The 14,042-nt window shown below is 62.0% G+C and carries 12 protein-coding genes; 5 read left to right on the forward strand and 7 right to left on the reverse strand.

From position 1 onward, the window contains the following. Positions 1–199 precede the first annotated feature (199 nt). Positions 200–2,053 (forward strand): AsmA family protein, encoded by a 1,854-nt coding sequence (locus tag FJ492_RS14205; RefSeq protein ID WP_140770481.1) that lies wholly within the window; start codon positions 200–202, stop codon positions 2,051–2,053. A 24-nt stretch (positions 2,054–2,077) separates the two neighbouring features. Here FJ492_RS14205 and FJ492_RS14210 read toward each other — a convergent pair whose 3' ends face one another. From FJ492_RS14210 to FJ492_RS14235, 6 genes are all read right to left on the reverse strand, one after another. Beyond that, positions 2,078–2,896, reverse strand: a complete 819-nt coding sequence (locus tag FJ492_RS14210; protein ID WP_015316315.1) for an ABC transporter permease subunit — start codon at positions 2,894–2,896, stop codon at positions 2,078–2,080. After that, positions 2,893–3,861 (reverse strand): ABC transporter permease subunit, encoded by a 969-nt coding sequence (locus FJ492_RS14215; RefSeq protein ID WP_140770484.1) that lies wholly within the window; start codon positions 3,859–3,861, stop codon positions 2,893–2,895. The genes FJ492_RS14210 and FJ492_RS14215 overlap by 4 nt, the downstream gene beginning before the upstream one ends. An 8-nt stretch (positions 3,862–3,869) precedes the next feature. After that, on the reverse strand, positions 3,870–5,006 hold the full coding sequence (locus FJ492_RS14220; RefSeq protein WP_140770486.1) for an ABC transporter ATP-binding protein: 1,137 nt from the start codon (positions 5,004–5,006) through the stop codon (positions 3,870–3,872). A gap of 75 nt (positions 5,007–5,081) precedes the next feature. Beyond that, positions 5,082–6,179 carry a polyamine ABC transporter substrate-binding protein gene (locus FJ492_RS14225; protein WP_140770489.1) on the reverse strand — a complete coding sequence of 366 codons (1,098 nt, stop codon included), beginning with the start codon at positions 6,177–6,179 and terminating at the stop codon, positions 5,082–5,084. Between the two features lie 328 nt (positions 6,180–6,507). Next, positions 6,508–7,479, reverse strand: a complete 972-nt coding sequence (locus FJ492_RS14230) for a DMT family transporter (protein ID WP_140504693.1) — start codon at positions 7,477–7,479, stop codon at positions 6,508–6,510. A gap of 136 nt (positions 7,480–7,615) precedes the next feature. Continuing rightward, entirely contained in the window at positions 7,616–9,064 is a 1,449-nt protein-coding gene (locus FJ492_RS14235) for an XRE family transcriptional regulator (protein WP_140770492.1), read from the reverse strand. 238 nt (positions 9,065–9,302) lie between these two features. Between FJ492_RS14235 and aceA the strand changes: the two genes are divergently transcribed. The 3 genes from aceA (at position 9,303) to FJ492_RS14250 (ending at position 11,583) form a co-directional block, all read left to right on the forward strand. Next, the gene (aceA, locus tag FJ492_RS14240; RefSeq protein ID WP_140504696.1) at positions 9,303–10,592 is read left to right on the forward strand and encodes an isocitrate lyase; all 1,290 of its coding nucleotides are present in this window, start codon (positions 9,303–9,305) and stop codon (positions 10,590–10,592) included. 64 nt (positions 10,593–10,656) lie between these two features. Beyond that, positions 10,657–10,899 (forward strand): hypothetical protein, encoded by a 243-nt coding sequence (locus FJ492_RS14245; protein ID WP_006202762.1) that lies wholly within the window; start codon positions 10,657–10,659, stop codon positions 10,897–10,899. Positions 10,900–11,169: 270 nt separating this feature from the next. Continuing rightward, positions 11,170–11,583, forward strand: coding sequence for a response regulator (locus FJ492_RS14250; RefSeq protein ID WP_246672679.1), 414 nt, complete (start codon positions 11,170–11,172; stop codon positions 11,581–11,583). A 72-nt stretch (positions 11,584–11,655) separates the two neighbouring features. Here FJ492_RS14250 and FJ492_RS14255 read toward each other — a convergent pair whose 3' ends face one another. Continuing rightward, entirely contained in the window at positions 11,656–12,372 is a 717-nt protein-coding gene (locus FJ492_RS14255; protein WP_140504700.1) for an HAD family hydrolase, read from the reverse strand. Between the two features lie 147 nt (positions 12,373–12,519). Between FJ492_RS14255 and FJ492_RS14260 the strand changes: the two genes are divergently transcribed. Then, a complete protein-coding gene (locus tag FJ492_RS14260) occupies positions 12,520–13,956 on the forward strand; it encodes a glutamine synthetase family protein (RefSeq protein ID WP_181166661.1) in 1,437 nt (478 codons plus the stop codon). Positions 13,957–14,042: the final 86 nt, after the last annotated feature.

Below are 14,042 nucleotides of genomic sequence, written 5' to 3' on the forward strand. Positions count from 1 at the left end.
ATCCTCCCAAGGTCGTCATCGCTTATGCATATCGCAGCGCAGCAGAGCAAGATTTTGTTGGGCTGACGCGGTCAGGTGTGCGCAAATGCCATCGCCGGGCCATAAAGACTTGAAATGCGTCAGCCCTAAGTCGTAGTGACGACAGGGGTTACACCCGTCGGACGATCGTTTTTGTCGGAATGGAAGCATACGGGGCTATATGCCATCATCCTTGATCCGCCGCGGAGTATGGGCGATCGGCGCTGCCGCGATCGTCATCGCTCTGGTGGTCGCGGCCCTGCCGCTGATTGCCTCGACGCGGATCGTGCGTGACCGCATCGCCTGGGAATTGAGCGCCTGGAGCGGCTTTCGGGTTGCCATCGAGGGGTCGCCGCGCATCGAGGTCTGGCCGAAATTCCGCGCGATCCTGACCGATGTGACGCTGTCGAAGTGGACGGATGCCGATGCGCCGCCCGTCGTCGAAGCCGAACGGGTCGAGGTCGACCTCTCGGCCATGGCGGCGTTGCAGGGCGATGTGGTGTTTTCCACGGCACGGCTGGTGCGGCCGACGATCCGGGTGCAGCGCACGGCGGGCGGGCTATTCCTGCCCACGGCGCCGACCGGCGGGCGCATCGCGCGCTCCATCGACGCGGCCCGTGGCCTGGTCAACGCGGACCCCGCCAAGCCCGACCTGGACAAGCTGCCGGACGACACTTTCGGAACCGTGGAGTTCAGGGATGGCCGCATGGTGGCGTCCGTCAAAGGCAAGGATGTGGAGATCCTGAGCAGTCTTAGCGGCCAGGCTACTTGGGCGGCGATGAACAGCAATGCGACATTGTCCGCGACCGGGATCTGGCGCGGCGAAAGCGTGACCGTGGATGCCGCCTCGCCGAGACCCCTGGTGCTGTTTGCCGGGGGCATGGCACCCCTCACTTTGTCCTTCAAGGCAGCGCCCGCCACCTTCTCCTTCGACGGCACGGCCAACATGTCCGAAAAAGCCTATTTCGATGGCCAGGTGAAATTCGCGGCGCCCTCGCTGCGCCGCGTGCTGGAATGGTCGCAGGCCGGCATCGCGCCGAGCGCGGCGATCGGCTCGGTCAGCATTTCGAGCAAGGTCACGGCGTCGGCCGGCCGCGTCAAATTTGAAAACACGGCGCTGGCGCTGGACAACAACCCGGGCATGGGCGCGCTGGACCTGGCGCTTGGCGAGACGCAACCGGTGATCTCGGGCACACTTGCCTTCGACACGCTCGACCTCAGGTCGTTTCTGTCCGCCTTCACGTCGCTGGGACCGGCGAGCAGCGGCGAGCCGGGTCAGGTCGACACGAGTTTCGCCGATCGGGTCAATCTAGATCTCAGGCTGTCGGCGGCCCGTGCCACGGCGGGGAGTATCCAGCTTGCCGATGTCGCGGCCACCGCCCAGGTCAAGGACGGTCTTTCCGTCTTCGACATCTCCGACGCCTCGGCTTTTGGCGGCAACATCCAGACCAGCCTTCGTTTCGACCGTAAACCCGAGGGCACCCAGGTCGAAATCCGGCTGCTGGCCTCCGACGTCGATGGTGGCGCGTTCGGTACCGCGGCCGGGATGACCCGGCTGGTGCCGGTCGGCACCGGCACCGTTTCGGTCATCCTCAAGGGACCGGGAAGGACCTGGGATTCGATCTTTGAAAACGCCGACGGCTCGGTCTCGGCGACCTTCGGCCCTGGCGCGCTCAGCAAGTTCAACCTGCCGGCCTTTCTCAAGCATACCGAGCAAGGCGGCTTCTTCGCGCTCGACGATGTCTCGGACGGGACGCTGCCCATCGATGGCGCCGAAGTGAAGGCAACCATTTCAAGAGGCGTGGCGAGACTCGACAAGGCGGAGGCCAATTCGGCGAAATACAAGATCTGGCTTTCCGGCATCGCATCCTACGCAGGACGCGGACTGGCGCTGTCGGGCGGCGTCATCCAGCCGGATCAGCCAGCAACACAAAAGAACGGCCAGCAGGGGCCCAACCAGTCGTCGTTTTTCGTCGGCGGAACGTGGAGCACGCCGTTCATTTCACCCATCAGCCGTGGCGTTTCGGGCGAATAACGCCTTGCGCCCGAAGCGCCGCTCCTAACCGCGTTGCGCGGCCCGCTCATCAAGCTGCCGCTGCACCTCGCGCCGCTTGTTGGCGACCGAAGCGATGATCACGCCAACCGTGACGATCGCGATCAGGAGGGTGCAGGCGGCATTGATCTCCGGCGTCACGCCGAGGCGGACCTGGCTGTAGATCTTCATCGGCAGCGTGGTGGCGCCAGGGCCCGAAGCAAAGCTGGCGATGACCAGGTCGTCCAGTGACAGCGTGAAGGCCAGCATCCAGCCGGACACGATCGCCGGCAGAATGACTGGCAGCGTGATCTGGAAGAAGGTCTTCACAGGCGGTGCGCCAAGATCCATGGCGGCTTCTTCCAGCGAGCGATCGAAGCTGACAAGCCGCGACTGCACGACCACCGCGACAAAGCACATTGTGAAGGTGATATGCGCGAGGATCACGGTCGTCATGCCGCGATCCATGCCGATGGCGACAAACAGCAGGAGCAGCGACAGGCCGGTAATGACATCAGGCATGACCAATGGTGCGAAGATCATGCCGGAGAACAGGACCCTGCCCCGGAAGCGTGTGTAGCGGGTCAGCGCCAGGGCCCCCATGGTGCCGAGAACCGTGGCCACCGTCGCTGAAATCAGACCGACGCGGATGGTCACCCACGCGGCGTCCATCAGGCCCTGATTGTGGAACAGCGATACGTACCATTTGGTGGAAAAGCCGCCCCAGACTGTGACGAGCTTGGACTCGTTGAAGGAGAAGACGACGAGCAGCACGATCGGCAGATAGAGAAAGGCAAAACCGAGCGTGATCGACGTGATGTTGAAGCGGCTCCAGGTGGTGTTCATTTGCCCTGCTCCTGCGCGCGGGCCTGGGCATGCTGGAACAAGACGATCGGTACGATCAGCAGCAACAGCAGGATGACGGCAACGGCCGACGACACCGGCCAGTCACGATTGGCGAAGAACTCGTTCCACAGCGTCTTGCCGATCATCAGCGTCTGCGAGCCGCCGAGCAGGTCGGGGATGACGAATTCGCCGACGGCCGGGATGAACACCAGCAGGCAGCCGGCAATGACGCCGGGCAGCGACAGCGGAAAGGTGATCTTCCAGAAGGCAGCGGTCGGCGGACAGCCGAGATCCTTGGCCGCCTCGATCAGGGAGTAGTCCATCTTTTCCAGCGACGAATAAAGCGGTAGCACCATGAACGGCAGGTAGGAATAGACGATGCCGATGAAGATGGCCGTGTAGGTGTTGAGGATCACCAGCGGCTGATTGATGACGTGCAGCGACAAGAGCAACTGGTTGAGCAGGCCCTCGGGCTTCAGAATACCGATCCAGGCATAGACGCGGATCAGGAACGACGTCCAGAACGGCAGGATGACCAGCATCAGCAATGTCGGGCGGATCGTGGCCGGAGCGCGCGCCATGCCATAGGCGATGGGATAGCCAACCAGCAAGGTCAACCCCGTGGAGATGGCAGCGATGACGACGCTGGTGAGGTAGGCCTTGAAATAGAGTGCGTCCTGCGTCAGCCAGACATAATTGTCGAAGTTGAGGTCGCGAAAGCCGGCGAAGAAACCGGAAACGCCGTCCCTGAAATCGAGCACCGGCGTATAGGGCGGCATGGCGATAGCCGTCTGCGACAGCGAGATCTTGAAGACGATAACGAAGGGGACGAGAAAAAAGAACAGCAGCCAGAGATAGGGAACGATGATGACGAGCCGGCTGACGAAGCCGGCACCCAAACGCGTCAGGAACGGATTGGCGGCAGTCGATGGCGCAGCGGCATCGGCGACGGCGGTATTGGACATGCCCGCCCCTACCGTGCCAGCACGACGCCGGCGTCGGGCCGGAAGGACACCCAGGCACGGTCGTTCCAGGTCAGCGGATCCTCGGTCACACGAGCCGCGTTCATGGCGCTTGCCCGCACGATCTGCCCGTCATCCAGCCTGACGTGATAGACGGTCATGTCGCCGAGATAGGCGATGTCGTAAACCTCGCCCTCCAGTGCGTTGACGGCATCGGCCGGCTTCTTCGACGAAACCCTGATCTTTTCCGGCCTGATGGCGAAGATGATGTCGGCGCCTGTTGCGGCGGCGCCATTCTCGACGATGATCTGGGCTCCGGTCGCGCCGGTGATGCGTGTTGTCTTGTCGGTGCGCTCGGCAACCTTGCCCTCGAACATATTCACGTTGCCGACGAAATGAGCGACGAAGCGCGACGTCGGAGCCTCGTAAACCTCCGCCGGTGTCGCAACCTGCATCACCTCGCCCTTGTCCATGATGGCGATGCGATCGGCCATCGTCATCGCCTCTTCCTGGTCATGGGTGACGACGACGAAGGTGAGACCAAGCTCCTGCTGCAGATCCATCAGTTCGAACTGGGTTTCCTCGCGCAGTTTCTTGTCGAGCGCGCCGAGCGGCTCGTCGAGCAGCAGCACCTTCGGTCGCTTGGCGACCGAGCGGGCAAGCGCGACGCGCTGGCGCTGGCCGCCGGAGAGCTGGTGCGGCTTGCGCTTGGCGAACTGCTCGAGCTTGACCAGCTTCAGCATGTCGGCGACGCGCTTTTCGATATCGGGCTTCGGCATGCCTTCCTGCTTGAGGCCGAAGGCGATGTTGTTCTCGACCGTCATATGCGGGAACAGGGCATAGGACTGGAACATCATGTTGACCGGCCGGCGATAGGGCGGAATGCCGCGCAGATCCTGACCATCGAGCAGGATGCGACCGGCTGTCGGTTCCTCGAAGCCGGCAAGCATTCTGAGCAGCGTCGACTTTCCGCAACCCGAGGCGCCGAGCAACGCGAAGAATTCACGCTCGAAAATGGTCAGCGACAGATTGTTGACGGCGGTGAAGTCGCCGAACCTCTTGGTGACGCCGTCGAACTGAATATATGGCTTGGCCCTCGGGTCGTTCCATGGCGCGAAGTCCCTGCGGATGCTGCCAAGCGATTTCATATCCCCACTCCGTACTTTTTATTCCCCAAAAGAAATCGACCCCGGCAGTTGGCTGCCGGGGTCGCGTCGGATTGCCTACTGGCCGGTGACGATCTTGGTCCAGCTGCGCGTGATGATGCGCTGCGTCTTGGGATCGTAAGGCTGGACGGTATAGAGCTTCTGCAAGGTCGCGGCGTCCGGATAAACCGAGGGATCGTCGAGCAGCGCCTTGTCGACGAACTGCTGCGATGCCTTGTTGCCGTTGGCATAAAGGACATAGTTCGACGATTTCGCGATCACTTCCGGCGTCATCATGTAGTTGATGAATTCAAGCGCCTCGGCGACATGCGGCGCATCGGCGGGGATCGCCATCTGATCGAACCACATCTGGGCGCCTTCCTTCGGCACGGAATAGCCGATTTCCACGCCTTGCTTGGCCTCGACCGCGCGGTTGCGAGCCTGGAACACGTCACCCGACCAGCCGACCGCCAGGCAGATGTCGCCATTGGCAAGTGCGTTGATGTATTCGGACGAGTGGAACTTCCTGATATAGGGACGGACCTTGAGAAGAGCTTCCTCGGCCTTGGCGATATCGTCGGGCGAGGTGCTGTTGGGGTCCAGACCGAGATATTTCAGCGCCGCCGGCAGGATGTCGGATGGAGAATCCAGCACATAGACGCCGCAATCCTTCAATTTGGCCAGGCTGTCCGGATTGAAGAAAGCATCCCAGCTGTCGATCTTATCGGTGCCGAGCGCTGCCTGCACTTTCTTGGTGTTGTAGCCGATGCCGACCGTGCCCCACATGTAGTTGACCGAGTATTCGTTGCCGGGGTCGTATTTGGCGGTGCGCTCCGTAACCGTGTCCCACATGTTGGAGAGGTTCGGCAGCTTCGACTTGTCGAGCTTCTGGAACACACCGGCCTGGATCTGGCGGGCCAGGAAATTGCCGCTCGGCACAACGACGTCGTAGCCGCTGCCGCCGGCGAGCAGTTTGGTTTCGAGGATCTCGTTGGAATCGAACGTATCGTAAACGACCTTGATGCCGGTTTTCTTGGTGAAATCGTCGATGATCGAACTGTCGATATAATCCGACCAGTTGAAGACGTTGACGACGCGGTCCGCGGCGTGACCGGCGGGCGTCAAAAGCGCCAGAAATACCGAGGTTGCCGAAAGCCAGAGCGCTTTGCGGATCATGCTATTCTCCTTTGGTGAGTGTTCCATTGCCGGCGCGTCGCGACATGCCGCGCTGCCGGGCATTTTGCTTCAGACTATTGAGCTTTCCAGAGGCCGACAAGCGCCATCCGGCACGCCGCCTGCGGCAACCCGGTCGTTCGGGGCGGGAAGGAATTGCGGTGCCGTCAGAAGCTTTCGCCGCCGCGCGGAGAGAGATACAAGAATGTGGTCCGGTCTCGATCGAGCCGCCGGGGAGACTTGGCAAGATAAGCCTGTCTTGTTGTTGCCGTAGTCCCAGCCTGCCCGGGCGGCAGCGACATTGTCAATGGGCAAAGCTTCGGCGCCGGCATCAATTAGGCGAAGGCACTCCGGTGACCCCAGCCCGCTGCGGCCGTGCCTGGCGCTTGAATTCCAGCCCAATATGGACAAGCAGCGCCGTGACCACCACCGCGCCGCCGATCATGGTGCGCCCGGACGGCACCTCGGAATGGATGAGCCAGACCCATATTGGTCCCAGGATCGGCTCGAACGTGCCGAGCAGTGCCGCGATCGCCGCCGGGATTAGGCGCGCGCCGGTGGCGAAGAAAGCAAGGCCAAGGCCGAGATTGACCATGCCGAAGACGAAGAGAAAGCACATGTCACCGGCCGACACCATGAAGGTCGAGGCTTGCGAGGCAGCCAAGCCCGCCGCCAGGATCGTGCCGAGACAGGTCGCCGGCGTCATGCGCACGCTGGAGAAGCGCCGCGTGATGACGGTGGCGATCGAGAACATGAACGCGATCAGCAACGCAAGTCCATCGCCTATGGGCGAGACGGCACCATCCAGTGATTCCGACACCATGATGGCTACGCCGGCGATAACGGCGGCAATGGCCATCCAGGTCGCGACGGTTACTCTTTCGCGAAACAGTGCCCAGGCAAACAAGGCCGCCAGGAGCGGCACGCCGGCCTGCATCAAGAGGATGTTGGCGACGGTGGTATAGGCAAGCGCCACGACGAACGAGGTCGAGGCAATGGCGAAGCAGAATCCCACAGCAATGCCTGGCAAGCCCATGTCCCGGAATGACTTCACCATGCCGCGCCAGCCGTCACGCCAGACCATGAAGCAGAGCAGGAAGGCGGCGGCCCAAACGGAACGCCAGAAAATAACCGTCCAGCTGTCACCGGCGCTGATGAAGCGAGCGATGGTGCCGCCGAAACTCCACATCAGCGCCGACAGGAAGACCAGAAGCATGCCGACGCGTTCGTCGCGCGGCGAGACTGTCGAGGTAGCAAGGCCGGTCGATGCAACAAGGGTCGGAGATGATGCTGTGTCTGTCATGGGCGCGACTGTCGAGCTTTTGTGGACGGGACGATGCGCAAGGGACGACAAAAAACTACTCTGTTCACGTAACGCAAAGACTTAAGCCGCGGGTGATCCAGAGACCGGCGACGATTGTGGCACCTTTGCCGCAGCGTTACTGAAAATCGAACGCACTCAGGCCGGTCACCATCTCGTCGAGGCCGAGGGGTCGCGTCACCGGCGGCTCGGCGCGCGCCAGGCAGCCGACGCGCTCGCAAAGCCGGCAGGCCGGGCCGACAGGCGTCGCCGCGATGGTGCCTGCCCCCACCTTCGCGCCGACTGCCGCGCCAGGCAGCACCGCGCCATAGACGATGTCGTCGCGAAAGCCGATGTCGCAGCCGAGTAGCAGTGCCGTGCGGCGCGGGCGTTCGGAGAATGCGCCTTGCGGCCCCTCCAGCGTGCGGGCGATGCACAGGAACTCGGCGCCATCAGGCATTTCCACCGCCTCGACGAAGACCTGACCGGGCTGGGTGAAGGCGACATGCACGGGAAGCTTCGGACAGCCGCCGCCAAAGCGGCTTTGCGGAAAGCCCTGGCTGCCGGCCTTGCGAAAGCGGTTTCCTGCATTGTCGACCTCGAGCATGAAGAAGGGCACGCCAGAAGCACCTGGCCGCTGCAGCATGGTCAGCCGGTTTGCCGCCTGCTCGAAAGAGACGCCAAAGCGCGAGCGCAGGACTTCGATGTCGTAGCGTGAGCGAACGGCCGCCGCGTGAAAAGGCTGATAGGGCATCATCAGCGCGTGAGCGGCATAGCGGCCGAGTTCGAAGCGGGCAAGGCGGCGCGCCTCGTCCGTGGCCAGCCTCAGCGCCTGGATCTCGCCGGCGATCGCGACGGTCATGCGGATCAGGCAGGCCTCCATCGCGACTTCACGCAACTGGTCGAATGGTGACAGGCGCTCGGACAGGAACAGGCGCTGCGAGTGGCGGTCGTAGCGGCGGCGCCAGTTCGGCATGGTGGCGACCGGCAGAACCTTGACCACAATGCCATATTCGCGCTTCAGCCATGCCTTCAATGCGCCAAAGAGGTCGTCGCCGGGATCAAGCACCGACGTGAACGCCTCGGCCTCTTCCTCGAGCGAGGAAAAATGGTTCGGCCGCCGCTCGAAAACCTCGCGCACCTCGTCGATCGGCAGGCGGGCGCCGGAGAGCGCTGTCGTCCGACCCTCGCGCGCCAGAAGCTCGTTGATGTCGGACAGCCGCTCGGCCTGCTCGCGATAGGCGCGGAACAGTTTTATCACCCCGGCGGAGGCATTGGGTGCCGCCTCGGCAAGCTCGATCAGTTCCTGATCTCCCGGCAGTTCGCCAACCAGCAGCGGATCGGTGAACACCTCCTTCAGGGCAGCGACCGATCCCCTTGCCTCGCCCTGAAGGTCGTGCGGATCGACCTTGTAGACGGAGGCCAGCTTCAGGATCAACTGCACAGTCAGCGGCCGCTGGTTGCGCTCGATCAGGTTGAGATAGGACGGCGAGATGCCGAGCCCCTCGGCCATTGCCGTCTGGGTCAGGCCCTTGGCGTTGCGGATGCGGCGAATGCGCGGCCCGGCGAAAATCTTCTGATCAGCCATCGACTATCCTTGACAGGAATTTACACGACATCAGCCGCGATCCCAGCCTGCTTGTCTTTACAGGATTGACAAATTTACAGTGCCTTCCTGTCAAACACAACACAGATTTTCCCTTATGTCCGGCGAGGTTTCCTGATTTTTGTGGCTCATTTTGCGTCGCAATGTAAATTCAGTCACATAGAAGTGCCCCCGACAACTGGCGCGCGGACGTCGTGCAGAAACCCTTCGGAGCGAACCAATGACTGATTTTTACAACCTCGTCCCGTCGGCGCCTGAAGGCCGCTTCAACGGCATTGAACGTCCCTATTCGCCGGAGGATGTGAAGCGGCTGCGAGGTTCGGTGCAGATCAGGCAGAGCCTTGCCGAAATGGGTGCCAACCGGCTGTGGAAGCTCATCCACGAGGAGGACTTCGTCAACGCATTGGGCGCCATGTCCGGCAACCAGGCGATGCAGCAGGTGCGCGCCGGGCTGAAGGCGATCTATCTGTCGGGCTGGCAGGTTGCCGCCGACGCGAACACCGCCTCGGCGATGTATCCGGACCAGTCGCTCTATCCGGCCAATGCGGCGCCCGAACTGGTCAAGCGCATCAACCGCACGCTGCAGCGCGCCGACCAGATCGAGACCTCCGAAGGCAACGGGCTTTCGGTCGAGACCTGGTTCGCGCCGATCGTCGCCGACGCGGAAGCCGGCTTCGGCGGCCCGCTCAACGCCTTCGAGATCATGAAGGCGTTCATCGAGGCGGGTGCCGCCGGCGTCCACTATGAGGACCAGCTGGCGTCGGAGAAGAAGTGCGGCCATCTCGGCGGCAAGGTGCTGATCCCGACCGCGGCGCATATCCGCAACCTCAACGCCGCGCGACTCGCGGCCGACGTGATGGCCACGCCCACCCTGGTCGTGGCGCGCACCGACGCGGAAGCGGCAAAGCTGCTCACCTCCGATATCGATGAGCGCGACCAGCCCTTTGTCGACTATGATGCCGGCCGTACGGTGGAAGGCTTCTACCAGGTCAGGAACGGCATCGAGCCTTGTATCGCACGGGCCGTTGCCTATGCGCCCCACGCCGACCTGATCTGGTGCGAGACCTCGAAGCCCGACCTGGCGCAGGCCAAGAAATTCGCGGAGGGGGTGCGCAGGCACCATCCAGGCAAGCTGCTCGCCTATAATTGCTCGCCGTCGTTCAACTGGAAGAAGAACCTCGATGACGCGACGATCGCCAAGTTCCAGCGGGAACTGGGCGCCATGGGTTACAAGTTCCAGTTCATTACGCTGGCCGGCTTCCACCAGCTCAACTACGGCATGTTCGAACTCGCCCGCGGCTACAAGGCGCGGCAGATGTCGGCCTATTCCGAGTTGCAGGAAGCGGAATTCGCGGCGGAGGCCAATGGCTATACCGCGACCAAGCACCAGCGTGAGGTCGGCACCGGCTATTTCGATGCCGTCTCGATGGCGATCACCGGGGGCCGGTCATCGACCACCGCCATGCATGAGTCGACCGAGCACGCGCAGTTCAAGCCGGCGGCGGAGTGAGTTCGCCAAAAAAGACGACCAACAGAGGAAACGCCCGAGAGGGCAAGGACATGGGAGACGACCAATGGCATCGATAAGCCGCGTCAAGGAACGGGCAGAAGAGCAATCGACCACGATGAGCGTCGACCAGCAGGCGACGATCCGCATGCTGGCCAACGATCTGCACAGGCTCAACCAGTCGGTGATGAAGGCGGTGGAGGCGGGCGTCTCGGTGGAGCTCGTGCGCTCCGCAAGGCATCATGGCGGTGACGGCAATTGGGGTGACCTTTTGATCCCGGTCATCGTCACGCAACAGAGCCATGGCTGATCCGAAATCGTCTAGGCGGCCTTTCACCTGCGCAATGAATGCGCAGGTGAATTTTATTTTTACGCAACCAAGCCATGGACAGAGCAGTACAGTACTGTTGCTTTGAATCCACTGTTGTGGAGGACGCCTCCAGGTTCTTTTATTTCAACTTGACAAGGGTGCGATCTCACGCCAATTGTCGCCCAGATTTCAACTCTGCATTGAAATGGGGGCGAACTTCTTGGCCGACTTGGGTGCCCAGTGAACCGCGAGAGCGAGACCGCAAAACATGTGAATCTGGGGACCCGGGATTCAAGCACCAACACGATCCGCGATCTCTCGCGGGTGCTTGTTGTCGGGAAATCGCCGATCAACCGGGTCGTCGTATCGAAAATCGTCGAACGGTCCGGGCTCAGACCAATCTCGGAACCGCCTGATATCGCAGCGAAAACCTTGCGGACGCTGGTGCCGGGAGCGATCGTCCTCGATGGTGGCCCCGACAACAAGGACTGCGACAATCTGATGCCCGGCATCGAAATGTTGCGCCGGACTTCGGGCAAATCGCTTCCTCCCGTGATCCTGCTTTCAACCAAGAATGGCACGCCGGAGAGCCTTGGCCTGGCGAAAGTCGTCGACGTGGTGGTGGCAAAGCCGATCACGCCCGAACGGCTGCAACCGGTGATCGATCGCCTGATCAACCGCTGAGACAATTCCGGGACAGTGGTGCCGCGGTTTTCCGCCCGGATTTATTCAAAAAGCAAATAATCGCAGTCGCGATCAGCTTGGCTTCGCGATGCTTTCTATCAGTTCCGGCAATTGACCGAGATCCGATATCTGGCGGAAACGCGGCTCTGCGACTGGCGCCTCGACATGTTCGAGCACCCAGGTCAGTTCGTGCGGGACATGGACACCCCAGCCGCCGGCCTCGATGGCGGGCACCACGTCCGACTTCAGCGAATTGCCGACCATCATGCTCCTCGCCGGGCCGTCGCCATGGCGGTTGAAGAGGCGCGCATAGGTCGCGGCCGTCTTGTCGCTGACGATCTCGACGGCATCGAACAGATCGCCCAGCCCGGAGCCGGCCAGCTTGCGCTCCTGATCGAACAAATCGCCCTTGGTGATCAGCACCAAGCGGAAGGTGCCGGCGAGTTTCTCGACCGTCTCGCGCGCATAGGGCAAGGGCTCGATCGGATGGCCCAGCATCTCGCGACCGGCGTCGAGAATCTCCGATATGACCGAGGCCGGCACGCGCCCGTCGGTGACCTCGATCGCCGTTTCGATCATCGAGAGCGTAAATCCTTTAATGCCGAAACCATAGATCGCAAGGTTGCGCCTCTCGGCCTCCAGCAGTCGCGCCGAGATCTGCTTCTCCTCGCCATGATCGGCCAGCATGGCGGCAAAGCGCTTCTCCGTCATGCGGAAGAATTGTTCGTTTTGCCAAAGCGTGTCGTCGGCATCGAAGCCGATCGTGGTCAGTTCGCTGCTGGTTCGCATCACCGGCTTCTCGAATGCGGGAAGACACCAAACCTAAGCCGAGCGGCGGGCGGTTTTCAACCTGCAACGGAAAATGCCGGCGGTGGCTCCCTTCCCTTCCATCGCGCGGCACGGCTATACTCCGAAATCCGCAACTCAATCTGGTGAATGATGCCGCCTGCAAAAAAGGAAGTCCGTCCGTCGAGCCGCGGAGGACGGGCGCGCACGCCTGCCTTTGTGAAAAACCTGCGTGGTGTGAAGAACTGGAAGGAAGTCAGCGATTGGCTGGAATGGCGCGGCATCGAGGATATCGAATGCATCACACCCGATCAGGCTGGCGTGGCGCGCGGCAAGATGATGCCGTCGAAGAAATTCACCTCCAACACTTCGCTGGCGCTGCCTTCGGCCGTCTTCATGACGACGATTTCCGGTGGCTATCCAGAGGACGGCAACGGCTTCCACTACCCTGAAGACGACGGCGACCTCAAGCTAATGCCGGATTTGTCGACATTGACCGTGGTGCCTTGGGAAGAAGACCCGACGGCCGCCGTGATCTGCGACCTCGTCCACCAGGACGGCCGCTCGGTCGAGTTCACGCCGCGCAATGTGCTGAAGCGCGTCCTTGCAGCCTATGACAGGCTTGGGCTGAAGCCGGTCGTGGCGCCCGAGATCGAGTTCTACCTCGTGCGCAAGAATCCGGACCCGGACTATCCGTTGACCCCGCCCGTCGGCCGCTCGGGCCGCGCGATCGGCGGCGGCGCCGGCTATTCTATCGCCGGCGTCAACGAGTTCGACGAACTGATCGACGACATCTACCATTTCTCCGAAAGCCAGGGGCTGGAGATCGACACGCTCATCCACGAAGAGGGCGCCGGCCAGCTCGAGATCAATCTGCGCCATGGCGACCCGATCGAACTTGCCGACCAGGTGTTCATGTTCAAGCGCACCATCCGTGAGGCGGCACTCAAGCACGAGATCTACGCGACCTTCATGGCCAAGCCGATCCAGGGCCAACCGGGCTCCGCCATGCACATCCATCAGTCGATCGTCGACAAGAAGACGGGCAGGAACATCTTTTCGGCCGAGGATGGTTCCGAAACCGAGGATTTCTTCCATTTCATCGGCGGCATGCAGAAGCACGTGCCGAACGCGTTGGTGATGTTCGCGCCCTACGTCAACTCCTACCGGCGGCTGACGCAGGCGGCGTCGGCTCCCGTCAACAACAAATGGGGCTACGACAACCGCACCACGGCGTTCCGGGTGCCGCGCTCCGACCCTGCGGCGCGGCGCGTCGAGAACCGCATTCCGTCCTCCGACGCCAATCCCTACCTGGCGCTGGCAGCCTCGCTCGCCTGCGGGCTGATCGGCATCACCAGGAAGGTCAAGGCCGAGCCGCCCGTGCTGACAACCGCCAACGCGGACGAGATAGACCTGCCGCGCAGCCTGCTCGAAGCCGTGGACCTGTTCGAAGGCGACGAGGAACTCTGCGCGTTGCTGGGCAAGTCCTTCGCCGCCACCTATGCCGCGATCAAGCGCGCGGAATTCGAGACGTTCATGGAAGTGATCAGTCCGTGGGAGCGGGAATATCTGCTGCTCAACGTCTGAAGAGGCGAATAGCGAATAGAAACAATATCGGTTTTTTTCTTATTCGCTACTTCTCTTCTATTCCTTCCAAACTCCCTCGAGTCTTC

It is taken from the genome of Mesorhizobium sp. B2-5-4 (assembly GCF_006441095.1).
GTDB classification, from domain to species: domain Bacteria; phylum Pseudomonadota; class Alphaproteobacteria; order Rhizobiales; family Rhizobiaceae; genus Mesorhizobium; species Mesorhizobium salmacidum.

Coding starts and splice junctions, on each gene's coding strand:
- FJ492_RS14220 (WP_140770486.1), bottom strand. CDS start 5,006: ATGAAATCGCTTGGCAGCATCCGCAGGGACTTCGCGCCATGGAACGAC.
- FJ492_RS14255 (WP_140504700.1), bottom strand. CDS start 12,372: ATGCGAACCAGCAGCGAACTGACCACGATCGGCTTCGATGCCGACGAC.
- FJ492_RS14225 (WP_140770489.1), bottom strand. CDS start 6,179: ATGATCCGCAAAGCGCTCTGGCTTTCGGCAACCTCGGTATTTCTGGCG.
- FJ492_RS14205 (WP_140770481.1), top strand. CDS start 200: ATGCCATCATCCTTGATCCGCCGCGGAGTATGGGCGATCGGCGCTGCC.
- FJ492_RS14230 (WP_140504693.1), bottom strand. CDS start 7,479: ATGACAGACACAGCATCATCTCCGACCCTTGTTGCATCGACCGGCCTT.
- FJ492_RS14245 (WP_006202762.1), top strand. CDS start 10,657: ATGGCATCGATAAGCCGCGTCAAGGAACGGGCAGAAGAGCAATCGACC.
- FJ492_RS14235 (WP_140770492.1), bottom strand. CDS start 9,064: ATGGCTGATCAGAAGATTTTCGCCGGGCCGCGCATTCGCCGCATCCGC.
- FJ492_RS14260 (WP_181166661.1), top strand. CDS start 12,520: ATGATGCCGCCTGCAAAAAAGGAAGTCCGTCCGTCGAGCCGCGGAGGA.
- aceA (WP_140504696.1), top strand. CDS start 9,303: ATGACTGATTTTTACAACCTCGTCCCGTCGGCGCCTGAAGGCCGCTTC.
- FJ492_RS14215 (WP_140770484.1), bottom strand. CDS start 3,861: ATGTCCAATACCGCCGTCGCCGATGCCGCTGCGCCATCGACTGCCGCC.
- FJ492_RS14210 (WP_015316315.1), bottom strand. CDS start 2,896: ATGAACACCACCTGGAGCCGCTTCAACATCACGTCGATCACGCTCGGT.